At 71.1% G+C, this 22,738-nt stretch carries 19 protein-coding genes and 1 pseudogene; 15 read left to right on the top strand and 5 right to left on the bottom strand.

Annotated features, from left to right (window positions below):
* The first annotated feature begins 75 nt into the window (after positions 1–75).
* From ACZ5WG_RS08250 to ACZ5WG_RS08235, 4 genes are all read left to right on the top strand, one after another.
* Positions 76–1,323, top strand: coding sequence for a serine hydrolase domain-containing protein (locus tag ACZ5WG_RS08250; protein WP_468721586.1), 1,248 nt, complete (start codon positions 76–78; stop codon positions 1,321–1,323).
* A gap of 4 nt (positions 1,324–1,327) precedes the next feature.
* Entirely contained in the window at positions 1,328–1,801 is a 474-nt protein-coding gene (locus tag ACZ5WG_RS08245) for a GNAT family N-acetyltransferase (protein ID WP_468721585.1), read from the top strand.
* A 56-nt stretch (positions 1,802–1,857) separates the two neighbouring features.
* Complete coding sequence (locus ACZ5WG_RS08240) at positions 1,858–2,373, top strand: SigE family RNA polymerase sigma factor (protein WP_468721583.1); 516 nt, start codon at positions 1,858–1,860, stop codon at positions 2,371–2,373.
* A 61-nt stretch (positions 2,374–2,434) separates the two neighbouring features.
* Positions 2,435–3,673 carry a hypothetical protein gene (locus ACZ5WG_RS08235; RefSeq protein ID WP_468721581.1) on the top strand — a complete coding sequence of 413 codons (1,239 nt, stop codon included), beginning with the start codon at positions 2,435–2,437 and terminating at the stop codon, positions 3,671–3,673.
* Positions 3,674–3,697: 24 nt separating this feature from the next.
* Here the strand turns inward: ACZ5WG_RS08235 and ACZ5WG_RS08230 are convergent, their stop codons facing one another.
* Positions 3,698–5,392, bottom strand: a complete 1,695-nt coding sequence (locus ACZ5WG_RS08230) for a bifunctional 3'-5' exonuclease/DNA polymerase (protein WP_468721580.1) — start codon at positions 5,390–5,392, stop codon at positions 3,698–3,700.
* A 110-nt stretch (positions 5,393–5,502) separates the two neighbouring features.
* Between ACZ5WG_RS08230 and ACZ5WG_RS08225 the strand changes: the two genes are divergently transcribed.
* Together ACZ5WG_RS08225 and ACZ5WG_RS08220 are read left to right on the top strand one after the other, a co-directional pair.
* Positions 5,503–6,672: a DUF2786 domain-containing protein gene (locus tag ACZ5WG_RS08225; RefSeq protein WP_468721578.1), complete on the top strand. Its 1,170-nt coding sequence runs from the start codon at positions 5,503–5,505 to the stop codon at positions 6,670–6,672.
* Between the two features lie 204 nt (positions 6,673–6,876).
* On the top strand, positions 6,877–7,113 hold the full coding sequence (locus tag ACZ5WG_RS08220) for a DUF397 domain-containing protein (protein ID WP_030868010.1): 237 nt from the start codon (positions 6,877–6,879) through the stop codon (positions 7,111–7,113).
* A gap of 141 nt (positions 7,114–7,254) precedes the next feature.
* Here ACZ5WG_RS08220 and ACZ5WG_RS08215 read toward each other — a convergent pair whose 3' ends face one another.
* Complete coding sequence (locus ACZ5WG_RS08215) at positions 7,255–7,773, bottom strand: ATP-binding protein (protein ID WP_468721576.1); 519 nt, start codon at positions 7,771–7,773, stop codon at positions 7,255–7,257.
* A 345-nt stretch (positions 7,774–8,118) separates the two neighbouring features.
* Between ACZ5WG_RS08215 and ACZ5WG_RS08210 the strand changes: the two genes are divergently transcribed.
* The 6 genes and pseudogenes from ACZ5WG_RS08210 to ACZ5WG_RS08185 all read left to right on the top strand — a co-directional run.
* Positions 8,119–8,997: a helix-turn-helix domain-containing protein gene (locus tag ACZ5WG_RS08210; protein WP_468722258.1), complete on the top strand. Its 879-nt coding sequence runs from the start codon at positions 8,119–8,121 to the stop codon at positions 8,995–8,997.
* 89 nt (positions 8,998–9,086) lie between these two features.
* A complete protein-coding gene (locus tag ACZ5WG_RS08205; protein ID WP_468721574.1) occupies positions 9,087–10,544 on the top strand; it encodes an aldehyde dehydrogenase family protein in 1,458 nt (485 codons plus the stop codon).
* Positions 10,545–10,618: 74 nt separating this feature from the next.
* Complete coding sequence (mrdA, locus tag ACZ5WG_RS08200) at positions 10,619–12,700, top strand: penicillin-binding protein 2 (RefSeq protein WP_468721572.1); 2,082 nt, start codon at positions 10,619–10,621, stop codon at positions 12,698–12,700.
* An 85-nt stretch (positions 12,701–12,785) separates the two neighbouring features.
* Positions 12,786–13,298 carry a DinB family protein gene (locus ACZ5WG_RS08195; RefSeq protein WP_468721571.1) on the top strand — a complete coding sequence of 171 codons (513 nt, stop codon included), beginning with the start codon at positions 12,786–12,788 and terminating at the stop codon, positions 13,296–13,298.
* 97 nt (positions 13,299–13,395) lie between these two features.
* Positions 13,396–14,154 carry a MerR family transcriptional regulator gene (locus tag ACZ5WG_RS08190; protein WP_468721569.1) on the top strand — a complete coding sequence of 253 codons (759 nt, stop codon included), beginning with the start codon at positions 13,396–13,398 and terminating at the stop codon, positions 14,152–14,154.
* 144 nt (positions 14,155–14,298) lie between these two features.
* Positions 14,299–14,946: pseudogene (locus ACZ5WG_RS08185) on the top strand (DedA family protein); the annotation flags it as partial.
* Positions 14,947–15,094: 148 nt separating this feature from the next.
* Here the strand turns inward: ACZ5WG_RS08185 and ACZ5WG_RS08180 are convergent.
* The 3 genes from ACZ5WG_RS08180 to ACZ5WG_RS08170 all read right to left on the bottom strand — a co-directional run bounded on the left by ACZ5WG_RS08180 (position 15,095) and on the right by ACZ5WG_RS08170 (position 18,547).
* The gene (locus tag ACZ5WG_RS08180) at positions 15,095–15,619 is read right to left on the bottom strand and encodes a hypothetical protein (protein WP_468721568.1); all 525 of its coding nucleotides are present in this window, start codon (positions 15,617–15,619) and stop codon (positions 15,095–15,097) included.
* Positions 15,620–16,136: 517 nt separating this feature from the next.
* Positions 16,137–17,777, bottom strand: coding sequence for a threonine/serine exporter family protein (locus tag ACZ5WG_RS08175; protein WP_468721566.1), 1,641 nt, complete (start codon positions 17,775–17,777; stop codon positions 16,137–16,139).
* A 278-nt stretch (positions 17,778–18,055) separates the two neighbouring features.
* On the bottom strand, positions 18,056–18,547 hold the full coding sequence (locus ACZ5WG_RS08170; RefSeq protein ID WP_468722256.1) for an inorganic diphosphatase: 492 nt from the start codon (positions 18,545–18,547) through the stop codon (positions 18,056–18,058).
* A 133-nt stretch (positions 18,548–18,680) separates the two neighbouring features.
* On the opposite strand from ACZ5WG_RS08170, the gene dacB reads away from it, so the two are divergent.
* The 3 genes from dacB to tilS all read left to right on the top strand — a co-directional run bounded on the left by dacB (position 18,681) and on the right by tilS (position 22,719).
* Entirely contained in the window at positions 18,681–20,159 is a 1,479-nt protein-coding gene (dacB, locus tag ACZ5WG_RS08165; protein WP_468721565.1) for a D-alanyl-D-alanine carboxypeptidase/D-alanyl-D-alanine endopeptidase, read from the top strand.
* Positions 20,160–20,207: 48 nt separating this feature from the next.
* Entirely contained in the window at positions 20,208–21,335 is a 1,128-nt protein-coding gene (locus ACZ5WG_RS08160) for a zinc-dependent metalloprotease (protein ID WP_468721564.1), read from the top strand.
* Positions 21,336–21,657: 322 nt separating this feature from the next.
* The gene (tilS, locus tag ACZ5WG_RS08155) at positions 21,658–22,719 is read left to right on the top strand and encodes a tRNA lysidine(34) synthetase TilS (protein WP_468721563.1); all 1,062 of its coding nucleotides are present in this window, start codon (positions 21,658–21,660) and stop codon (positions 22,717–22,719) included.
* The last annotated feature ends 19 nt before the right edge of the window (positions 22,720–22,738 follow it).

Genomic DNA, 22,738 nt, shown 5'->3' with positions numbered 1-22,738 from the left:
GCCCGGTCGCCCGGGGGGCGGGGCGGGGCTAGGTTGGGAAGGCTGGACCTGGGCGACGCGTGGCAGGAGGCCGGGATGTCGACACGGTTGCGCAAAGCGGCGGTGGGGCTGGCCGCAGTGGGCCTGATGGTGGTGCCTCTGGCGGTGGGGGCGGGATACGCCCTGGATACGTCGGTGGCCTCCAGCGCCTCGGCTCCGGCCCCGGTTGCCGCCGAGGCCTCTCCTTCGTCCACGGTCGCCGCCGACGGGGAGTTTCCGCAGCTCACCCCCGCCGTGGCGCGGCAGTTGGACGACGCCGTCCGGAAGGTGATGAGCGAGGCCCGGATACCCGGGGTGATGGTGTCGCTCTCGGCCCCGGGCAAGGGCGACTACGTGCGGGCCTTCGGTGTCGCCGACAAGGCCACCGGCCGGCCGATCAGCACGGACATGAACATGCGCATCGGCAGCGTGACCAAGACCTTTACCGTGACCGCCCTGCTCCAGCTGGTCGACCAGGGCAAGGTAGGGCTGGACGACCCCATAGGCAAGTACGTGTCCGGGGTGCCCAACGGGGACCGGATCACGCTGCGCGAGCTCGCCGGGATGCGGAGCGGGCTGTTCAACTACTCCGAGGACGAAGGCTTCTTCAAGGCCCTGACGAGCAATCCCCGACGGCCCTTCACCCCGCAGGAGTTGCTCGCGTACTCCTTCAAGCACCCCGTGCTGTTCGAGCCCAATGCGAAGTTCTACTACTGCAACACCAACCTGATCCTGCTGGGGCTGGTGGTGGAGAAGCAGAGCGGGCAGAAGCTCGACGACTACATCAACCAGAAGGTCGTCCGCCCCGCCGGTCTGCGTCACACGCTCTTCCCCGTCGGCGCGGAGTTCCCGAGTCCGCATTCCCAGGGGTACACGGACCAGACCGCCACCGGGAAGGTCGAGGACGCGGCCGACTGGAACCCCTCCTGGGGCTGGGCGGCCGGCGCCATGATCTCCGACCTCGGTGACCTGAAGACCTGGGCGCGGGTCCTGGCCACGGGCACGCTGCTCAAGCCCGCCACGCAGGCCCAGCGCCTGAACGTGATCGACGCGCTGCCCGGCACCGGCTACGGCCTGGGCATCTTCAACGTCCAGGGCTGGATCGGCCACAACGGCTCGCTGCCCGGCTACCAGGCGCTGGTCGTGTACCTGCCGCAGGCGAAGGCCACGCTGACGCTGACGCTGAACACGGACATCGCCTACGAGGGTTCCGAGCCCAGCACCCTGTTCGGCGAGGCGATCACCAAGATCGTCACCCCGGACCACGTCTTCAGCCTGCCTGCGCAGCCCGTTACCGGACACTGAGTGCATGGACGATGTGAATGTGGTGGTGCGCGTTGCAGGGGACAGGGACAGGGACGGGGACCTCGACGCCGCGGGCGCGCTGTTCCGTGGGTACCTCGACTTCTACGAGGTGAAGGTCGAGGACCCGGACCGGCCCCGCGCCTTCCTCGCGGAGCGGATCCGGGCCGGTGAGTCCCTGGTGCTGCTCGCCGACGTGCCGGGGGCCGGCACGGTCGGGTTCGCGCAGGTCTACCGGACCTTCTCGTCGCTCGCCCTGCGCCCCGTGTGGATCCTGAGCGACCTGTACGTCGATCCGTCCGGCCGCCGCACCGGCGCCGGGCGGGCGCTGCTGCGCGAGGTACTGCGCCGGGCCCGGGAGGCCGGCGTGGCCGGGGTCCAGCTCGAGACCGCGTACGACAACCACGTCGCGCAGAGCCTCTACGAGGCGGAGGGTTTCGAACGCGACGCGTTCCACGTCTACTTCCACGGACTGGGGTGAAACATTCCGGCACCGCCGGCGCGTCATGGGGGTGAGACGGACGCGAGGGGGAGTGAATGCGGGAGGGGCGCAGGGACGGGTTCCGCGAGTTCGCGGCGGGCCGGTCGGGGCATCTGTACCGGTCGGCCTGTCTGCTGACCAGCGGGGACACGCACCTGGCGGAGGACCTGGTACAGGAGACCCTGGGGCGGATGTACCTGCTCTGGGGGCGGATATCCCGTATCGACAACCCGGCGGCGTACGCGCAGACCGTGCTCGTACGGGCCTTCCTGACGCACCAGCGGCGCAGATCGGCGGGGGAGCGCCCGGTCGGGGAGTTCCCCGAGCAGCGCGCGCCGGCGGCCGGCGGTGCCGATCCGGCGCTGCGGCTGACGCTGCTGGAGGCGCTGGGGCGGCTGGCGCCCAAGGACCGGGCGGTGCTCGTGCTGCGGTACTGGGAGGACCGCAGCGTGGAGGAGACCGCCGATGCGATGAACGCCAGCTCGGCGGCGGTGCGGACCCGTACCACGCGGGCGCTCGGCCGGCTCAGGGAGCAACTGGGCGGCTCGCTCACCGAGTTCGCCGGTCTCTGAACCCGCATCGTCATCTCGATCGTCTTTTGCCCTTGCTATTCGGTGGAAGGTCTGGTTCCGCATGCCCTTTGAAGATGAGCTCAGCGAAGCCCTGAGGCGTACGGGGGACGGCTTCACGCCTGACCCGCAGGCCCTCACCGCCGCCGGTGAACAGCGCGGGCGGCGGCTGGTGGCGCGCCGCCGGGCCGCCGTGTTCGGCGGATCGGTGCTGGCGCTCGCCGCGATCGGCGCGGGCAGCGCCTACACCGGCGGCCTGTTCGACGGGGCGGGCGCGTCCGGCGCGACGACCGTCGCCGCGCCGCCCCCGCTGCCGGGAAAGGGGAAGGGGAAAGGGGCCGGCAGCGGGGCGGTCCCCGCCGATCAGATGGTCGCCGTTCTCAAGAAGTTGCTGCCGGGCGGACAGCTGTCCGAGATGGAGGCGCGCGGCACGGGCGACGAGCTGGGCCCGAGCGTCTCCGGGGTCTACGACGACGGGAAGGGCAAGGCGGCCATCGGGGTCGCCCTCACGCGGACCGACCCGTCCGGCCGGAGCGCCGCGGACCTGCTGAAGTGCCCCGACAAGAACCTCGTCGAGTACGACGCCTGCGAGGTCGACACGCTGCCCGACGGCGGGCGGATCCTGGTCTACAAGGGTTACGAGTACCCCGACCGCCGAGAGCCCACGAAGCTGTGGCGGGCCACGCTGGTGACACCGGAGGGCTACCAGGTCGACGTACAGGAGTGGAACGCCCCGGCGGAGAAGGGCGCGAAGGTTTCGCGGACCGACCCGCCCCTGACCGGGCCCCAGTTGAAGGAATTCGCGATCTCGACGCTGTGGCGCCCGGCGCTGAGCGACCTGCCGGCCGCCGGGTCGGAGCCGCAGGTCCCGCTCGTGCCGCCCGCGGTGCCGGACACCGGCGCGGTACTGCAGTCCCTGCTGCCGAAGACCGGGCTCACGGTGGCCGGCAAGGGCGGCTCGGGCCAGTACGCGTACGTCGTGCTCGACGACGGCAAGGGCGCCTCGCTCGTCCAGGTCAATGCGCAGACGGGCATGGGCCAGGCGCTGGCAGCCCGCTTCGGCGCGGGCGGCGTCACCACCCTCCCCGACGGCACCAAGGTGGTGGCGGAGCAGCAGCCCGGTGAGAAGGGCGGGGCGAGCGTGGTCATGTGGACCGTCGACACGCTGCGGCCGGACGGGATGCGCGTCGTGGTATCCGCCTTCAACACGGGCAGCCAGAACAAGGCCGCCACCCGGAAGGAGCCCGTCCTGACGATGGAGCAGCTCAAGCAGATCGCCCTCGACCCGAAGTGGGTCGGCTGACCATCCCCTCCGGAGCGGATGCCTCTATTTGGCGTCCGCGTAGCACTCCACGATCGCCGTGCTGAACGGGAACCGGACCGGAGTGTCGCCGAAGGCGATCCGGCCGGCCCGGTCGCCGGCGGCGCGGATCGCCTCGGCGACGGCCTCGGCCTCCTCGGCGGGGCAGTGCACCATCACCTCGTCGTGCTGGAAGAACACCAGCTCGGCCCGCATCCCGGCGCCCGCGATGGCCTGCCGGAGGGCGGCGAGCAGCAGCAGGGCCCAGTCGGCGGCGCTGCCCTGGACGACGAAGTTGCGGGTGAACCGGCCCCGGGCCCGGGTGTTGGTGGAGGCGTAGCTCGGAGTCCAGCCGTCCTCCCTGTCCTGCGGGATCCCGGCTTCGCCGTCCTCCTCGGCGCCGGCCGGCGGCGGGCAGGTCCGGCCCAGCCAGGTCCGTACGAGGCGCCCCTCCTCGCCCGCCTTGGCGGCGTCGTCCACGTACGCCACGGCCTGCGGGAAGCGGCGGCGCAGCGCGGCCAGGTTCTTCAGGCCGTCGCCGGAGGTCTGCCCGTACACGGCGCCGAGGACGGCGAGCTTGGCCATGTCCCGGTCGCCGGAGAAGCCCTGGCGGGAGATCGCCGTGTACAGGTCCTCGGGGCGCCCGGCCACCTCCATGAAGGCGGGGTCGCGGGAGATCGCGGCCAGGACGCGGGGCTCCATCTGGTCGGCGTCGGCTACGACGAGCCGCCAGCCGGGGTCGGCGACGACGGCCCTGCGGATCACCTTCGGGATCTGCAGGGCCCCGCCGCCGTTGGTGACCCAGCGGCCGGTGAGGGTGCCGCCGGGCACGAACTCGGGGCGGAAGCGGCCGTCGTGCACCCAGTCCTGGAGCCAGGACCAGCCGTGGGCGGTGTAGATCCGGTACAGCTTCTTGTACGTGAGGAGGGGTTCCACGGCGGGGTGGTCGAGCTCCTGGATCTCCCAGCGGCGCGTGGACTTGAGCCGGATCCCGGCCTCGGCGAAGGCCCTTATGACGTCGGCGGGCAGCTCCGGTCGTACGCGGCGGCCGAAGGCGGCGGAGATCTCGTCGGCCAGCTCGGCGAGGCGCCGGGGCTCGCCGCCGCCGGCGTATCGCTCGCCGAGGAGCTCGGTGAGCAGCGCGCGGTGGACGTCGGCCCGCCAGGGGAGGCCGGAGCGGTGCATTTCGGCGGCGATCAGGAAGGCGGCGGACTCGGCGGCGATGAGCAGGCGCAGGCGGTCGGGGTGGGCGGTGGCGGCGGTGCGTCCGGCCTGGTCGTGGTAGACGGCGACGAGCGCGTCGAGGGGGAGGGGGGTGTGGGTGGGCTGCGGGTCGAAGAGGGAGTCCTGGGCGGTGGGTGCGGTTGGGCGCTGCGGGGGATCGGGGGGTACGGGGGCTCCGGTGAGCCGGGCCCAGGCGGCTGCCGCCGAGCGGGGTTCGCCGGAGCGGCCCTCGTGGGCGAGGAGGAGGAGCTCGGCGTCCTCGATGTCGTGGCAGCGCTCCACGCGGGTCCCGGAGGCGAGGAGGCGGGGGTAGACGGCGGCGGTGCTGCGCCAGATCCAGCGCGTGGCGGTGGGGGCGGAGCGGATCGCGTCCGCGGGGTTGCGGACGGCGAGGGGGCGGCTGCCGGGGGCGGGGGCGGGGCCGGGGGTGAGCGGCATGGCGTGCCAGAGGCCGTCGCCGGCTTCGGCGAGGGCCCAGTGGGGGGTGGGGTCGCTCATGGGTGCGAGTGTCCCACCGGGGTCTGACAGCCCGCCTGCCCGCCGCTCCCCGCGCCTCGGGCGGCGGCGGGGCCGGGGTCGGCGCGGTGGGGGCGTGCAAAGCTGAGGGGGTGAGAGAGATTGTCGATCGTGCCTGTGAAGCCGCCCTCTACAGCCAGGACGATGCCGGGCTGGATGCCGGGGCCTCGGTGCTCGTCGGGGACGGCGGGCAGTGGAGCGGGGTCGGGCGGGAGCTGTTGGGGCGCGGGGAGGCGTACGTACGGCAGGCCTGGGAGCGGGGGTGGCAGCCCGCCGACGTGCTCCGGCTGGTGGGGCGGGACCTCGGCGACCGGCATCTGAAGGTCACCCGCGACCTCATCGCCGCCGAGGCGCGCCGGTACGCCCGGCTGCCCGAGCGGTGGACCGACGCCGAGGTGTGGTGGGCGGATGACGCGGAGTACGGGGAACTGCTCGTGCGGCGCGAGAAGACCGACCGGTTCACCCTCGCCACCTCCGTGCTCGAGGTGTTCCGGCTGTTGATCCGGCTGCCCTCCATCGAACCGGTGGGTCCGGTTCCCGGGGACCCGGCCGCCGATGCCCTGGAGCACGCGCACATCGAGCCCCGCATGCTCGGCCGTATCCGGGCCCTGCTCGCCAAGGCCGAGGCGACCACCTTCCCGGAGGAGGCGGAGGCGCTCAGCGCCAAGGCCCAGGAGCTGATGGCCCGGCACACCGTCGACGAGGCGCTGCTCGCGGCGAGCGGCAAGCGGCCGGCCCAGGTGCCCGGGGCCTGCCGGATCGGGGTCGAGGCCCCTTATGAAGAGGCCAAGGCGGTATTGCTGGACGCCGTCGCCACCGCCAACCGGTGCCGGGCGGTGTGGAACAGCGCCTACGAGTTCTCCACCGTGGTGGGCTTCGAGAGCGACCTGGAGGCCGTCGAGCTGCTTTACACGTCCCTGCTCGTGCAGGGGACCGCCGCCATGACCCGCGCCGAGGCCGCCCAGCGCTCCGGCGGGCGTAAGCGGACCAAGACGTTCCGGCAGTCCTTCCTGCTCGCGTACGCCAGCCGGCTCGGCCAGCGCCTCGCCGAGACGGCCGAGCACACCGTGGCCGAGGCCCCGGACAACCTGCCCGCCCTGGTGGCCCGCGACGTCGCCGTCACCTCCCGGGCGGACGAGATGTTCCCCCGGACCACGACCACCAGGCTGCGCGGGGCCACCGACCACGCGGGCTGGGAGGACGGCACGGCCGCCGCCGACCGCGCGCACATGGGCGGCAAGCGCCGCCCCCTGCCCCGCTAGGACCGCCAGGACCGCCAGGAGCGACCCCCGCTGCGCCTTGATCCAATTCTTATAAGGGTCTGATTCGCCCCTGATCCACCCGAGTTCTTCCCTGACAGTGATCAGGAGAGCACCCTCCGCGTGCACGTGCATCTGCCCATGCATGCGCTTATGAACACAGCTATGATCCGGTGCAGTTGACATCTGCACTATCGGGGGCTTCCTGTGGACCACGCGTACAACGGGATGGCAGCTGCAGAACTCGACGGAGTGACCTGGCAGAAGAGCAGACACAGCAACTCGCAAGGTTCCTGTGTGGAGTTCGCCAAGCTGCCGGGTGGAGCTGTCGCCATGCGCAACTCGCGCTTTCCGGACGGGCCCGCGCTCGTCTACACGCCGGCCGAGATAGAGGCGCTGCTGCTGGGCGTCAAGGACGGCGAGTTCGACCACCTGATCGCCTGATCGACCGATCGGCACATCGCCTGATCGCCCGAGGAACGGCGCACCGATCAAGCCATGCACGTGCACTGGCCGGGACTGATCGAAATGATCAACCCCGGCCAGTCGTCGTAGGCCCGTGTGTGCCCGCGGATGACCCGCTGCCTATTCGTGCAGCATGAACAGCGCCCAGACCACCTTGCCGGTCAGCTGTCCCGCGAGCGGGTGCCAGCCCCAGCTGTCGCTGTACGAGTCCACGAGGAACAGCCCGCGCCCCGACTCCAGGTCGCAGTTCTCCTGCGTCCGCTCCGGCGCGAACGACCCGCCCGGCCGGTCCTCGCTGGGATCCCGTACCGCGCACACCAGCCGGGTGCTCCACCGCATCAGGTGCAGCCGTACCGCCGCCTCCGGCTCGCCCGCGGCGCCGGTCGCAGGCCGGGTGTCGTCCGGCAGGGCATGGCGAAGCGCGTTGGTGACGAGTTCGGAGACGACCAGGGCCACGTCGTCGAAGCGGTCGTCGAGACCCCACTGGGACAGGGTGGACCGGGTGAACGAACGGGCGCCCCGCACCGCCTCGAAGCGGGCGGGCAGAGCGCAGGAGGCGGACCCGGAGACAGCCGTGGGGTCGACCGGGGGCAGCCCCTGCCGTAACGGCTCGAGCATGGTCGATCCATTCGTCCCCATGCGAGGCACTCCCGGGATTCGCGGGCGGAGCGGCTCGCTCCGTCCAGAAAGAACTGCGGGGTGGGTCCGGCGCCGGCGCGAAGAGCACGCAGGTGCGCGGCACCATCGTTCCGAATGCAGAAGCTGGATGCAAGGGCAGATGCACGTGCACGCGCCGGACCTGTCCACTCCCGTGATGGTTCTTGCTCATTTCTTCCTACGCATACTTACGGACTTCTTTTGCGGCGGGCGGGATTCCGTTACAGAACGAGTACGGGCCGATGCGTTTTGGTGGCAGACTTCGGGCCCTGGGGTACGGGGGCCCCGGCGACGCACACCACGCGCAGACCACGCGTACACATGGCGATGGGGAGGGCAGGACTAGTGACCGCAGAAGCAAGCGGTTCTGTGGTGCGCCGCATCCTCCTGGGCTCTCAGCTCAGGCGACTCCGAGAATCCCGCGGCATCACCCGTGAGGCGGCCGGCTACTCGATCCGCGCATCCGAATCGAAGATCAGCCGCTTGGAGTTGGGAAGGGTGAGCTTCAAGGCAAGGGACGTGGAGGACCTCCTCACGCTCTACGGAGTCACGGACGGCGCGGAGCGGGAGTCCCTGCTGGGACTGGTCCGCGAGGCCAACGCGGCCGGCTGGTGGCACAGCTACGGCGACGTGCTGCCCGGGTGGTTCCAGACGTACGTCGGCCTGGAGGGCGCGGCCTCGCTCATCCGGATCTACGAAGTCCAGTTCGTCCACGGCCTGTTGCAGACCGAGGCGTACGCCCAGGCCGTCGTCAGCCGCGGAATGCCCGGCGCCACGAAGGCCGAGATCGACCGCCGCGTCGCGCTGCGCCTGGAGCGCCAGAAGGTGCTCGTCTCCGAGAGCGCCCCCGTCTTCCACGCCGTCCTCGACGAGGCCGCGCTGCGCCGCCCGTACGGCGACCGCGACGTCATGCGCGGCCAGTTGGAGCACCTCATCGAGGTCTCCCAGCGGCCCAACGTGCAGCTCCAGGTGATGCCGTTCTCCTTCGGCGGCCATGCCGGCGAAAGCGGAGCCTTCACCCTGCTGCGCTTTCCGGAGTCCGACCTCCAGGACATCGTCTATCTGGAACAGCTCACCAGTGCCCTCTACCTGGACAAAGACGAGGAAGTGGCGCAGTACGAACGGGCGATGGAGCGGCTCCAGGCCGACTGCCCCGACCCCGACCGGACCCGGGATCTTCTCCGCGGCCTGCTCCAACTGTCTTGATTCGCACGTAGTATGACGTCTGATCAGTGCATGATGACCGATCGGTCTCCGGTGCAGCGCACGGGTGCGCGCTCGCAGTAAGGGATGGCATGTCCATATTCGACGACCTGGCTCACCAGTACATCGACGGCGAATGGCTGGCCGGCACCGGTTCGTGGGACATCATCGACGTCAACCCGTACAACGGGGAGAAGCTCGCGGCCATCACGGTGGCCACCGTCGAGCAGGTGGACCGGGCCTACCTCGGCGCCGAGCGCGCCCAGAGAGAGTGGGCCGCCACCGGCCCGTACACCAGACGCGCCGTCCTGGAACGCGCCCTGCGGATCACCGAGGAGCGCGAGAAGGAGATCATCGAGGCGATGATCGACGAGCTCGGCGGGACCCGTCCCAAGGCCGAGTACGAGGTCCACCTCGCCAAGGAGTTCATCCGCGAGTCGATCCAGCTGGCCGTCCGCCCCGAGGGCCGCATCCTCGCCTCGCCGGTCGAGGGCAAGGAGAACCGGGTCCAGCGCCTACCGGTCGGCGTCGTCACCGTGATCAGCCCCTTCAACTTCCCGTTCCTGGTCACCCTGAAGTCGGTCGCCCCGGCGCTGGCGCTGGGCAACGCGGTGGTGATCAAGCCGAACCAGAACGCACCCGTGGTCGGCGGCGGGGTCATAGCCAAGATCTTCGAGGACGCGGGCCTGCCGGCCGGGCTCCTCAACGTGCTGGTCACCGACATCGCCGAGATAGGCGACGCGCTCCTCACGCACCCCGTCCCGAAGGTCATCTCCTTCGCCGGCTCCGACCGGGTCGGCCGGCACGTCGGCTCCGTCGCCGCCAGGCACTTCAAGCGGACGGTCCTGGAGCTCAGCGGGAACAGCGCCCTCGTCGTCCTCGACGACGCCGACCTCGACTACGCGGTGGACGCGGCCGTCTTCAGCCGCTTCGTCTACCAGGGCCAGGTCTGCATGGCCGCCAACCGGATCCTCGTGGACGCCTCGATCGCGGAGGAGTTCACCGAGAAGTTCACCGCCCGGGTGCGGGGCCTGAAGACCGGCGACCCCCACGAGGCGGACACCCACATCGGCCCGCTGATCAACTCCTTCCAGGCCGACGCCCTGACCGCGCTCGTGGACCAGGCCGTGGAATCCGGGGCGCAGGCCCTCGTCCGCGGATCTACGCGCGGCAACCTGGTCGAGCCGACCGTGCTGGCCGGCCTCCCCGAGGACTCCCCGCTGCTCGGCCAGGAGATCTTCGGCCCGGTGGCGCTGCTGGTGGTCTTCGACGGCGAGGACGAGGCCGTACGGCTGACCAACGCGACCCCGTACGGGCTGAGCGGCGCCGTGCACACGAGGGACGTGGAGCGCGGCGTCCGGTTCGCGCAGCGGATCGAGACCGGCATGATCCACGTCAACGACTCGACCATCGGGGACGAGCCGCTCGCCGCGTTCGGCGGGGAGAAGTCCTCGGGCCTGGGCCGGCTGAACGGCGAGGCCACGATCGAGGCGTTCACCACCCAGAAGTGGATCTCGGTCCAGCACGGCCGGACGAGTTTCCCCTTCTGACTGCGTTTCCCCTTCCGGGCTCGCTCTAGACTCGTGCGAGTCAGCGGCAGGCAGCGTTCCGGGGGAGACCTGAGTTGAGCAACATTCCGGAGACGGGGCGCACGCCCCGGGTCCAGAACCGCCTGGTCGTCATCCAGGTGGTCGTCTTCTCGCTGCTGCTCACCCTCGGCGGGCGCCTCTGGTACCTCCAGGTGCGCAACGGCCAGGAGTACACGGACGAGGCGAAGAACAACCACACCCAGCAGGTCGTCCAGCCCGCCGTGCGCGGCTCGATCCTGGACTCCCGCGGGGTCCCGCTCGCCGACAACGAGACGCGCATGGTCGTCTCCGCGAGCCGTACCGACCTCACCAGGATGAAGGACAAGGGCAAGGGCGTCCTGACCCGGCTCGCCGGCGTCCTGGGCCTCAACCCCGACGACGTGGTCAACGGCGTCCGGCTGTGCGACGCCAAGACGCCCAAGCCGTGCTGGAACGGCTCCCCGTACCAGCCGATCCCCGTCACCGACGAGGCGACCACGGACCAGGTGCTGGAGATAAGGGAGCACGCCGAGCAGTTCCCCGGCATCACCGCCGAGCCGACGGCCCTGCGCCGCTACGCGGGCCCCGACGGGGCCAACACCTCGCAGGTGCTGGGCTACCTCTCGCCGGTCACCGACGCGGAGATCACCAAGGCCAAGAAGACCGACTCCCCGTACCTGCGCTCCGACCAGGTGGGCCGTTCCGGCCTGGAGCGCACGTACGACAAGGAGCTGCGCGGCAAGGCCGGCATAACGCGCTACGAGGTGGACAACCTCGGGCGCGTCATCGGGCAGGCGCAGGGCGACAAGCCGACGCCCGGCTCCAACGTCGTCACCTCGATCGACTCGCGCGTGCAGGCGGTGGCCGAGCGCGAGCTGAACAACGCGATGATCGAGGCCCGCAAGGGCTACGACAAGAACACGCACCGGAACTACGAGGCCGACTCGGGCGCGGTCGTCGTCATGGAGGCCAAGACGGGCCGCATCGTCGCGATGGCCTCCAACCCGACCTACGACCCGAACGCCTGGGTCGGCGGCATCTCCGCCAAGGACTACGCGTCCCTCACCGACAAGGACTCCAACTACCCGCTGCTCAACCGCGCGATCCAGGGCCAGGCGGCCCCGGGCTCGATCTTCAAGGTCGTCTCCTCGACCGCCGCGGTGAACGCCGGGTACCCCTTCAACGGGCGGTACGGCTGCCCCAGCTCCTACTCGGTGGGCAGCCAGACCTTCACCAACTTCGAGTCGCAGGGCTACGGCGACATCACCATCGGCCGGGCCCTCGAGGTCTCCTGCGACACCGTCTACTACGCCCTCGCGGACAAGGAGTGGAAGAAGGACGGCGGGATCAACCCCAGGAAGGACCCGGGCGACTGGTTCCTCAAGACGGCCCACGAGTTCGGCCTGGGCAAGGCGACCGGCATCGACCTGCCGAACGAGGTGAACGGCCGGGTCCCCGACCGCCAGTGGAAGAAGGACTTCTTCGAGGCGAACAAGGCCGCCTGGTGCCGGGACGGCAAGAAGGACGGCTCGTACGCCGAGAAGATCGCGTACGAGAACTGCCGCCAGGGCAACCAGCTCCGCGAGGGCGACGCGATCAACTACTCGATCGGCCAGGGCGACACCCTCGTCACCCCGATCCAGATGGCGTCGATCTACGCGGCCATCGCCAACGGCGGCACCATGCACCAGCCGAGCGTCGGCAAGGCGATCGTCAGCGCCGACGGCACCTCGGTCAAGGAGATCGCGCCGAAGGAGCAGGGCCGGCTGCCCATGGACGCGGAGCTGCGCGACGACATCGACGGCGCGCTCGCCGCGGTGGCCACCACGGGCAGCGCGGCCTGGCGGTTCGGCGGCTGGCCGCAGAAGCAGATCCCGATGCACGCGAAGACGGGCACCGCGGAGGTCCAGGGCAAGCAGACCACCTCGTGGTTCGCCTCGTACACCGAGGACTACTCGATCGTCATGACGATCTCCCAGGGCGGTACGGGCTCGGGGGCCTCCGGGCCGGCGGTGCGCAAGATCTACGAGGCGATGTACGGGCTCGACGAGAAGGGCGGCCAGGACCTGTCCAAGGCCCTGCTCCCGAAGCCGCAGACGGCCCTGCCGGCGATCCGCCCCGACGACGCCGGAAATTGAGGCGGGTATTAGGACAGGAGCTGACCTCAATCGCCCGTATCGTCGTTCTTGTCAGCAGGAAGACCCACGGAAAAGGCGGTAGGTCATGGCTCACCTCTCCGAAGAGATCCCGGGCGACGAGCGCGGCACGCTCCTGCTCTTCGTCGAATCCCAGCGCACGGCGATCCGCGAATCGCTGGCCGGACTGACCGAGGAGCAGGCGGCGAGCCGACCCAGCGCCAGCGAGCTGTCGCTGTCCGGGCTGCTCAAGCACGTCGCCGAGGTCGAGCTGGGCTGGCTGCGGCTGGCGCAGCAGCGCCCCAACGAGATCCAGCGCGACCGGGAGAAGTGGAGCGAGGCCTTCCTCCTCGTGGGGGCCGAGACCGTCCCGTCCGTCCAGGCCTTCTGGGAGGGCGTCACGGCAGAGCTGACGGCCTTCGTCCGGGACCTGCCCAGCCTCGACGAGACCTTCCCGCTGCCGCCGGCGCCCTGGTTCCCCGAGAACGGCAAGGTCTCGATGCGCTGGATGCTGCTGCACCTGGTCGAGGAGTTCGCGCGGCACGCGGGCCACGCGGACGTCATCCGGGAGTCCATCGACGGCACCAAGGCCATGGGGTAGCCCCGGCCCCTGGCCTCCAGCCCCGGCGGCGGACTTGCACCTCACGTGGCGTGAGGACTCAGAGTGAAGGGCGTACCCAACCAGAGGAGCGGAAACGATGAGCTACTCCGTGGGACAGGTCGCCGGATTCGCCGGAGTCACGGTGCGCACCCTGCACCACTACGACGAGATCGGCCTGCTCTCCCCGAGCACCCGCAGCAGCGCGGGGCACCGGCGTTACGACGACGCCGACCTCGACCGGCTGCAGCGGATCCTGTTCTACCGGGAGCTCGGCTTCCCGCTCGAAGAGGTCGCGGTCCTGCTGGACGATCCGGAGTCGAACCCGAGGGAGCACCTGCGCCGGCAGCATGCCCTCCTGTCCGACCGGATCGCCCGGCTCCAGCAGATGGCCGAGGCCGTGGAGCACGCCATGGAGGCACAGAGAATGGGCATCAACCTCACGCCCGAGGAGAAGTTCGAGGTCTTCGGGGACTTCGACCCCGACCAGTACGCGGACGAGGCGCACCAGCGCTGGGGCGGCACGGACGCGTACAAGGAGTCCGCCCGCCGGGCGGCCACCTTCACGAAGGAAGACTGGAAGCGCTTCCAGGCCGAGGCGGACGAGATCAACCGGCGGTTCGCCGAGCTGCTGGACGCCGGTGCGTCCGCGGAATCCGACGAGGCCATGGACGTGGCCGAGGAGCACCGCGGCTGGATCGGCCGGAACTGCTACACCTGCTCGCACGAGATGCACACGTGCCTGGGTGAGATGTACGTCGCGGACGAGCGGTTCACGGCCTACTACGACGCGATCCGTCCCGGTCTGGCGGTGTTCGTACGGGACGCGATCCTCGCGAACGCCGTCCGCAAGGTGTAGACAGCCGGATGTTCCCCACACGGCCCCCTCCCGGTGACTGGAACCGGGAGGGGGTCCTGTGCGTTGATAATTGAAACCGTCGTCTTGTCCGACGCACCGCGGACGCCCGCCGCGATACCCCCGATCCAGGAGAGCCCGGAACTCGTGTACACGCTTGCGCTCGCCCCTGAGTGGCTGTCCCCGGACTATCTGATCTCGCACTACGGCCTGATCGGCATCCTGGTCATCGTCTTCGCGGAGTCCGGGCTGTTCGCCTTCCTGCCCGGCGACTCCCTGCTCTTCACGGCGGGCCTGCTGGTCGCGAACGGCGAGTACATCAAGCAGCCGCTGTGGCTGGTCTGCACCCTGATCTCGGTCGCCGCGATCGTCGGTGACCAGGTCGGGTACATGATCGGCAAGGTCTTCGGGCCGAAGCTCTTCAACCGGCCGAAGTCGAAGCTCTTCAAGCGGGAGAACCTGGACAAGGCGCACGAGTTCATGGACAAGCACGGCCCGAAGGCCATCGTGCTCGCCCGCTTCGTGCCGATCGTCCGTACGTTCGCCCCGATGGTCGCGGGCGCCGGGTCGATGAAGTACCGGACCTTCCTGACGTACAACGTCATCGGTGGCATCGCCTGGGGCGCGGGTCTCACGGTCGCGGGCTTCTGGCTCGGCCAGATCGAGTTCATCAAGACCAACGTCGAGGCGATCCTCGTCCTGATCGTCCTCCTCTCGCTCATCCCGGTGATCTTCGAGGTGCTGAAGGCCCGCAAGGAGGCCAAGGCGAACGGTGGCGCCGAGGCGGCACCGGCCGGCGGAGAGCGCCGCCGCCACGCCAAGCGGTAGACCGCGCGCCGGGAATCCGGCCGCCGTCCGTGCCGAGGGCGGGCACCCTCAGGGGTGCCCGCCCTCGGGCTTTTGCCGTTGGTCCTGCGGTCGGCTCGAACCGTCGCGGTAGCGATCAGAAGGGCCAGGGCAGGGGGATCGGCAGCGGGTTCGGGATCTTGGGCAGCGGGGGCAGGGGGATCGGGAGCTTGGGTACCGGCGGCAGGGGGATGGGGAGCTTGGGTACCGGCGGCAGGGGGATGGGGAGCTTGGGTACCGGCGGCAGGGGGATGGGGAGCTTGGGTACCGGCGGCAGGGGGATGGGCAGCTTGGGTACCGGCGGCAGGGGGATGGGCAGCTTGGGTACCGGCGGCAGGGGGATGGGCAGCTTGGGTACCGGGGGCAGCGGGATGGGGAGCTTGGGTACCGGCGGCAGCGGGATCGGCAGCTTCGGGGGTACGGGGAACGGGATGGGGAGCTTGGGTACCGGCGGCAGCGGGATGGGCAGCTTGGGTACCGGCGGCAGCGGGATCGGCAGCTTCGGAGGTACCGGCGGCACCGGGATCGGCAGCTTCGGCGGCAGCGGGATCGGGAGCGGCAGCGGAAGCTTCGGCGGGAAGGGCGGCAACGGAAGCTTCGGCGGGAGCGGCAGTTTCGGCACGCCATTGCCGTTCCCTCGCTTTTTGTGATTGTCCTTCCCCTTGTGCTTCTTGTTCTGGCCGTCCTTTCCATTTCGGCCCTGGCTGTCGTTGACAAGGCGGGTGTGACTGTCCGCCGCAGCCGTGTGGGGCGTCGCGGCGAATGCACTAGCGGGTAGCGCCGCGACTCCGGCCGCCAGGGCAGTCGTCGTCGCCAGGGTCACAAAATGCCTGGTCAGGAGTGTTTTGGGCATGGGAATCTCCTCGTGTGTCGATGCGGGTGAATTCGCGGCTCCGGCGCAGTGCCGGCCTATGCCGATGAATTTCGCGAACCGTGTCGGCCCGTGCTTCAAGTAAGCTCGGGTCGACGAACAAGGACACGTCCCGGAAATTCGGGACTTGACGCGTCGGCTTTACGCATTCAGCGCACCCTCATCGGGCGTGCATGCCCTGTCGCGCCTGTTCGAGGAGATGAAGGAGATGGGGGCCAGGGGTGTCGGATGACGCCCCGTCTCGGGGCCGCCCTGCCCCGGTCAGGACTTAGAAGCCGCGGGTCCGCTTCGCTGCGCGGCGCTTGGCGGCGCTCGCCGCCCCCGGGATCCGCATGAACAGCCGCGACGTCTCCGACCCGAGGTTGACCCCGATCGCGATGGCCAGCGCGATCGCGGCGGCGTTCACCAGCGAGCCGAGGCCCTCGTTCAGCCGGTTCTCGGCGATCAGCAGCAGCCCGTAGTACGTCGCCGAGCCCGGCAGCAGCGGGCCGATGGCCGCTGTCGTGTACGGCAGGGCCGACGCGAAGCGGTAGCGCGAGAAGAGCTGGCCGAACAGGCCGACCAGCCCGGCGGCGATGGCCGTGGAGGGCACGGGCGGGATGCCGCCCGCGTAGTGCAGGGCCCCGAAGGTCACCCAGGCGACCCCGCCGTTCAGCGTCACGATCCACACGGTGGAACGTTCCTGCTGGAGCAGGATCGCGAACGTGAACACCAGCACCATCGAGGCCGCGATCTGGATCAGCGGCCGCTGAGTGATCTGGAGGACCTCCTCCGGCTTCGGCGAGGGACCCAGCTGGAGCCCGAGGTAGAGCACGACCAGCACGCCCATGATGATGCCGATGAAGAGGTACATGACCTCCAGCAGCCGGGCGGACGCGGTGATGTAGAAGCCGGTCAGGCCGTCCTGCACGGCCGCGACCAGGGCCCGCCCGGGCAGCAGCGCGAACAGCCCGCCGGTGATCACCGCGGAAGCGCGTACGTCGGTCTCGGCCAGCTTCAGGGCCACGCCTATGGCGGCGGGCGGCATCGCGGCGACCACGAACTGGTAGAACTCCGGCAGCCCGCGCCCGGCACACAGCCAGGCCAGCCGGTCGCCGAGCATCGCCCCGATCGCGGCCGCGAAGAAGACGAGCACGCCACCGCCGACCAGGGTGGAGGCGGCCCCGGCGAGCAGCCCGGCGGCGGCCGTCAGGACCCAGGAGGGGTACGGGTGCCGGTTGCGGCGGATCTCGGCGAGGCGCCGGTAGGCCTCCTCCAGCGAGAGCTCGAACTCGTGCGCGCTGATGTCGTCCACCAGCTGGTAGACGGCGGCCAGGCGGGTGTAGTCGGTGCCGCGGCGGCGTACGGTCCGGCTCGCCGAGACCGGGTCGTCGACGAGCGAGGGCTGGTGGGTGATCGACAGCAGGGTGAAGGTGACCGTGGGCTCGCAGCGGTCCAGCCCGTACGAGCGGGCGACCGCGAACATCGCGGCCTCCACGTCCTCAGCGCCCTCGCCGCCCGCGAGCAGCAGCTCTCCGATGCGCAGGGTCAGGTCGAGTACGCGGCCCACGGCGGGCCCGGTCTCGCTGTGCTTGTGCACGGCCTCGGGGACGGGCCGTACGTCGACCGGCATGCGCAGCATGGTGCGCATGCGGTCCTGCCAGGGGGATTCCTTCATCAGGGAGACGGGGAAGCCCTGGCCGGGGGTGTAGGCGGGCGGGGACTGCCGGCCGCTGTAGGTGGCCGGGGGCGCGAACGCGGAGCCCTCGGGCTCCGGCTGCGCCATCTCGGCGCCCGCCGGGCGGACGAACTCCGAGGTGGGCTGGTCCTCCTCCGGAACCTCCGGCTCCATCCCGGGCGGGACTGCGAAGGCGCTGTGCGCTTCGTCGGACTGGGGCTTGCCGTCCTCGGCCCCATCGGCCTCCGCCACGCGTCCCTCCAGTCCGTGATCACCCGGGGTATCAGTATGCGGAACGCTTACATCCGCGGCGATACCGGCCCGCAGCGCTCCTGCAGCGGGGCCGCCCTGCGGGGGCTTGCCTCCTCAAAACGCCGGACGGGCCGGGTCGAACGCCGGACGGGCCGGAGTCCATAAGGAACCGCACCCGGAAACGCGACAGCGGGCGGTACCCCGCCAAGGGGTACCGCCCGCAGGTGTCACAGGGGCAGTGGGAGATCGTCCCGCTCACCCGTCACCGAGCGGCAAGCTCAGTGGCCGCCCTGCGCCTCGAGGCGCTTGTACGAGGCCTCGATCTCGGCCTCGGCCTCGGCGCGGCCGACCCAGTTGGCGCCCTCGACCGACTTGCCCGGCTCCAGGTCCTTGTAGACCTCGAAGAAGTGCTGGATCTCGAGGCGGTCGAACTCCGACACGTGGTGGATGTCGCGCAGGTGCTCCACGCGCGGGTCCGAGGCCGGGACGCACAGCAGCTTGGCGTCGCCGCCCGCCTCGTCCGTCATGTTGAACATGCCGATCGCGCGGCACTTGATCAGGCAGCCCGGGAAGGTGGGCTCGTCCAGGATGACCAGCGCGTCCAGCGGGTCGCCGTCCTCGCCGAGGGTGTTCTCGACGAAGCCGTAGTCGGCCGGGTAGCTGGTCGAGGTGAAGAGGCGACGGTCCAAGCGGATCCGGCCGGTCTCGTGGTCCACCTCGTACTTGTTCCGCGAACCCTTGGGGATCTCGATGGTGACGTCGAACTCCACGTCCTGCTCCTCCATGATCAGCTTCATTGCTTCGAGACTGCGTTGATTCACCTGCGTGCACGGCCGGCCCAGCTCTGTCGGGTGGGGTGCCATGCTCGCGGCAAGACGCAGTGGTTAAGTGTCCCTCACGCATATGTGTGATCGCGAAAGGGGCTGGTCCGAGGTGCCATTGGTCAAGACGTGGCAGCTCATCGCGGTGTCGGCCGTCGCCGGCCTCGCCCTGTCGGTGGCTGCGGTGGCCGCTGCCGGTCCTTGGGACTCCGGCCAGCGTAAGGCCGAGCGGGACAGGGCCGCCTCCTGGGGCCTTACGGGTGGCGCAGATCACGGTGCGGACCACGGCGGCGGGGCCGTGCCGAAGGCTGCGCCCAGTGCCCCCGGGGTGCTCTCGGGGATCGGGCCGGGCGCCGGGCTCAAGGCGGAGAGCGGGGTCGTGGCCGCGGATCCCGGGCGGATCGCCGCGGCCCTGCGGCCGCTCCTCGCCGACCCGGCGCTCGGGACGGTCCGTACCGCATCGGTCGTCGACACCGCCACCGGCCAGGTGCTCTTCGAGTCCGGGCCGCGCGAGGCCATGACCCCCGCCTCCACCACCAAGATCGCCACCGCGACGGCCGCGCTGGCCGCGCTCGGCCCCGAGCACCGGATCCGGACCACCGTGGTCCCCGGCGCCGGCCCCGGGGAGATCGTCCTGGTCGGCGGCGGCGACCCCTCGCTCACCGCCAAGAAGAAGAGCCCCGCGGGATCGGGCGGCAGCCTCGTCGCGCTCGCCGCCGACACCGCCCAGGCCCTCAAGGCCGCTGGCACCGACACCGTGCGCCTCGGCTACGACGACACCCTCTTCACCGGGCCCGCCCGCCACCCGATCGGCGACAACCCCAACATCGCCCTGGTCACGGCCCTGGCTGCGGACGAGGGCCGCCCCGACGACTCCACCTCCGGCCCCGTCGAGCGGGTCGAGGACCCCGCCATGGAGACCGCCCGCTCCTTCGCCGCCCTCCTCAAGGAACGCGGCATCAAGGTCACCGCCGACCCCGCCAAGGCCGGGGCCCCCGCCGGCGCCCAGCCGCTCGCCACCACCCTCTCCACCCCGCTCGCCGGGCTCGTCGAGCGGATGTTGACCAACAGCGACAACGACATCGCCGAGGTCCTGGCCCGCCAGACCGCCCTCGCCTCCGGGCAGCCCGCCAGCTTCGAGGGCGCCGAGAAGGCCGTCAAGGACCGCCTCACCGCCCTCGGCATCGACACCGCCGGCGCCCGCTTCGCCGACGGCAGCGGCCTCAACCGCGCCGACAAGATCAACACCGGCCTGCTGACGGGGCTCCTGGCCAAGGCCGCCGACCCGCAGCGGCCGGAGCTGCGGCCCGTGCTCACCGGACTGCCCGTCGCCGGATTCACCGGGACCCTGCGCACCCGCAACGCCGGCAGCTCCCCGGCCGCCGGCCTCGTCCGGGCCAAGACGGGCACCCTGAACGGGGTGAACTCGCTCGCCGGGACCGTCGTCGACCCCTCCGGCCGACTCCTCGCCTTCGCGTTCCTGACCGCGAACACCACCGACGCGGGGGCCGCGGAGAAGGGCCTCGACAAGCTCGCAGCGGCCGTCGCCCGCGCCTCGTAGCGATTCCGGGGGGATCCGCATCGGCGCTGGTCCACGTACCGTTGACGCATGACGAGCATCGGTGGTGCCGAGATGGTCGACTGGAATCTCGCGGTGGCGACCGCGACCCGGCTGGTCCGGCCGGGTCCCGAGGTCAGCCGTGACGAGGCCCGGGCCGTGGTGGCGGAACTGCGCAGGCATGCCAGGACCTCCGAACGCCACGTACGCGAGTTCACCCGGATGATCCCCGAGGGCGCGGCCGTCCCCGACACCCCCGTCCTCGTCGTCGACCGGGCCGGCTGGGTCAAGGCCAACGTGGCCGGTTTCCGCGAGCTCCTCGCCCCCCTCCTCGCAAAGATGCAGGACCGCCGCGCCGGCGCCCCCGGCGGCGCCGTCCTCGGCGCGGTCGGCGGCAAGGTCACCGGCGTCGAGCTGGGCATGCTGCTCAGCTTTCTGGCCTCCCGCGTGCTCGGCCAGTACGAGACCTTCGCGCCGGCCGGCCGCGATCTGCCCGGCTCGGCCGCGGGCGGCGGCCGGCTGCTGCTCGTCGCCCCGAACATCGTGCACGTCGAGCGCGAGCTGGACGTGCGCCCGCACGACTTCCGGCTGTGGGTCTGCCTGCACGAGGAGACGCACCGTACGCAGTTCACGGCCGTGCCCTGGCTCCGAGACCACCTCGAGGGCGAGATCCAGACGTTCCTCGGCGCCACCGAGGTGGACCCGGCGACCATCCTCGAGCGGCTGCGCGAGGCCGCCCAGTCCTTCGCCGGCGCCCGCCCCGACTCCGACCGGGGCGACGAGGGCCGCTCCCTGGTCGAGCTCGTCCAGACCCCCGAGCAGCGCGAGGTGCTCGGCCGGCTGACCGCCGTCATGTCCCTGCTGGAGGGCCACGCCGACTACGTCATGGACGGGGTCGGCCCCGCGGTGGTGCCCTCGGTCGCCGAGATCCGGGACAAGTTCCAGCAGCGCCGGGCCAGCGGCGCGGGGCGCCTCGACACCGCGCTGCGCAAGCTGCTGGGGCTCGACGCCAAGCTGCGCCAGTACCGCGACGGCGAGCGCTTCGTACGGGCCGTCGTCGGCCAGGTCGGCATGGACGGCTTCAACCGGGTCTGGACCTCTCCGAACACGCTGCCGACCAAGGCGGAGATCGCCAAGCCCGCGGACTGGGTCGCGCGGGTGCACCGCAAGGGCGAATAGGAGCGAAGGGGAGTGACTCAGGGGGCGTAAACATGTCTCACTGGGGGAAGCAGCGTCACCCGTCCGAGGGACCGTGAGGCGTGGAAGGGCGTGCGATGCTCAGGGAACGGCTCGGTTCTGTCACCATCGACGCACTCTGAGTGACAACCCCTCATCTCGCGGGGGCTCCCGGCGGGGGCTCCTCACGGGGGCCGGGGCACCGGGCAGCGTCGAACAGCACCGAACAGCAGCCGTTCCAGCTCCACACCCCCACGGGGGCACCTCCCGGCGTCGGCCGGGGGGAGTCTCCGAGGCATCCGAACTCCACCGAAGGGCACCGGACATGGGTCCCCATCCTGCGGTCGCGGCGATACGCCTGGCGGTCCGCCGCGTACTCCACGACGTCCTCACCGACCTCACCGACCGTCCCGCCGGCCTCTCCACGGCTCCGCCCGGGGGGACCCCCGCCCCCGCGGCCGGCTCCCCGCCGCTCGTACTCGTCGCCTGCTCCGGCGGCGCCGACTCCATGGCGCTCGCCTCCGCCCTCGCCTTCGAGGCGCCGAAGCTCGGCATCCGGGCCGGCGGCATCACCGTCGACCACGGGCTCCAGGTCGGCTCCGACCTGCGCGCCGCCGAGGTCGTCACCCGCATGACCGCACTCCGCCTCGACCCGGTGGAGTCCGTCGCCGTGCGCGTCGGCCGTGACGGCGGACCCGAGGCCGCCGCCCGCGACGCCCGCTACGGGGCCCTGGACGAGGCCGCGGACCGCCTGGGCGCCGCCGCCGTGCTGCTCGGCCACACCCGGGACGATCAAGCCGAAACCGTCCTGCTGGGGCTCGCCCGCGGCTCCGGCATCCGCTCGCTGTCCGGCATGGCCGAAGTCTCCGGCGGCCCCGGCCGCAGCCACCGCTACCGCCGCCCCTTCCTCCAGGTCGACCGGCAGACCGCCCGCAAGGCCTGCATGGTCCAGTCCCTGCCAGTCTGGGACGACCCGCACAACATCGACCCCGCCTACACCCGCTCCCGGCTCCGCCACGAGGGACTGCCCGCCCTCGAGAAGGCGCTGGGCAAGGGCGTGGTCGAGGCGCTAGCCCGCACCGCCCAGCTGTCCCGCGACGACGCCGACGCCCTCGACGCCTGGGCCGCCGACGCCGAGGCCGGCGTACGGGACGAGGACGGCCGCCTGGAGTGCGCCAAGCTCTACGCCCTGCCCCCGGCCGTCCGCCGCCGCGTGCTGCGCAGGGCCGTGGTCGCGGCCGGTTCCCCCGCAGGCTCCCTCTTCGCCCGCCACATCGAGGAAGTGGACCGGCTCATCACCGGATGGCGGGGTCAGGGCGCCATCAACCTGCCCGGCCGGGTCGAAGCCCAGCGGCAGGGTGGCAGACTTGTCATCCGGCAGGGCTGATTGGTGCTGAAACACGGCT

The sequence above is a fragment of the Streptomyces sp. NPDC032745 genome (assembly GCF_055579465.1).
The sequence above is the reverse complement of the archived record's forward strand: the minus strand, read 5'-3'. Positions and strand labels throughout refer to the sequence as shown.

Excerpts from the sequence above, each read along its gene's own strand:
- ACZ5WG_RS08195 (WP_468721571.1), top strand. The coding sequence starts at position 12,786 with ATGGCTCACCTCTCCGAAGAGATCCCGGGCGACGAGCGCGGCACGCTC.
- ACZ5WG_RS08210 (WP_468722258.1), top strand. The coding sequence starts at position 8,119 with ATGGGGAGGGCAGGACTAGTGACCGCAGAAGCAAGCGGTTCTGTGGTG.
- ACZ5WG_RS08235 (WP_468721581.1), top strand. The coding sequence starts at position 2,435 with ATGCCCTTTGAAGATGAGCTCAGCGAAGCCCTGAGGCGTACGGGGGAC.
- ACZ5WG_RS08240 (WP_468721583.1), top strand. The coding sequence starts at position 1,858 with ATGCGGGAGGGGCGCAGGGACGGGTTCCGCGAGTTCGCGGCGGGCCGG.
- tilS (WP_468721563.1), top strand. The coding sequence starts at position 21,658 with ATGGGTCCCCATCCTGCGGTCGCGGCGATACGCCTGGCGGTCCGCCGC.
- ACZ5WG_RS08250 (WP_468721586.1), top strand. The coding sequence starts at position 76 with ATGTCGACACGGTTGCGCAAAGCGGCGGTGGGGCTGGCCGCAGTGGGC.
- ACZ5WG_RS08230 (WP_468721580.1), bottom strand. The coding sequence starts at position 5,392 with ATGAGCGACCCCACCCCCCACTGGGCCCTCGCCGAAGCCGGCGACGGC.
- ACZ5WG_RS08205 (WP_468721574.1), top strand. The coding sequence starts at position 9,087 with ATGTCCATATTCGACGACCTGGCTCACCAGTACATCGACGGCGAATGG.
- ACZ5WG_RS08245 (WP_468721585.1), top strand. The coding sequence starts at position 1,328 with ATGGACGATGTGAATGTGGTGGTGCGCGTTGCAGGGGACAGGGACAGG.
- ACZ5WG_RS08215 (WP_468721576.1), bottom strand. The coding sequence starts at position 7,773 with ATGGGGACGAATGGATCGACCATGCTCGAGCCGTTACGGCAGGGGCTG.
- ACZ5WG_RS08160 (WP_468721564.1), top strand. The coding sequence starts at position 20,208 with ATGACGAGCATCGGTGGTGCCGAGATGGTCGACTGGAATCTCGCGGTG.
- ACZ5WG_RS08190 (WP_468721569.1), top strand. The coding sequence starts at position 13,396 with ATGAGCTACTCCGTGGGACAGGTCGCCGGATTCGCCGGAGTCACGGTG.
- dacB (WP_468721565.1), top strand. The coding sequence starts at position 18,681 with ATGTGTGATCGCGAAAGGGGCTGGTCCGAGGTGCCATTGGTCAAGACG.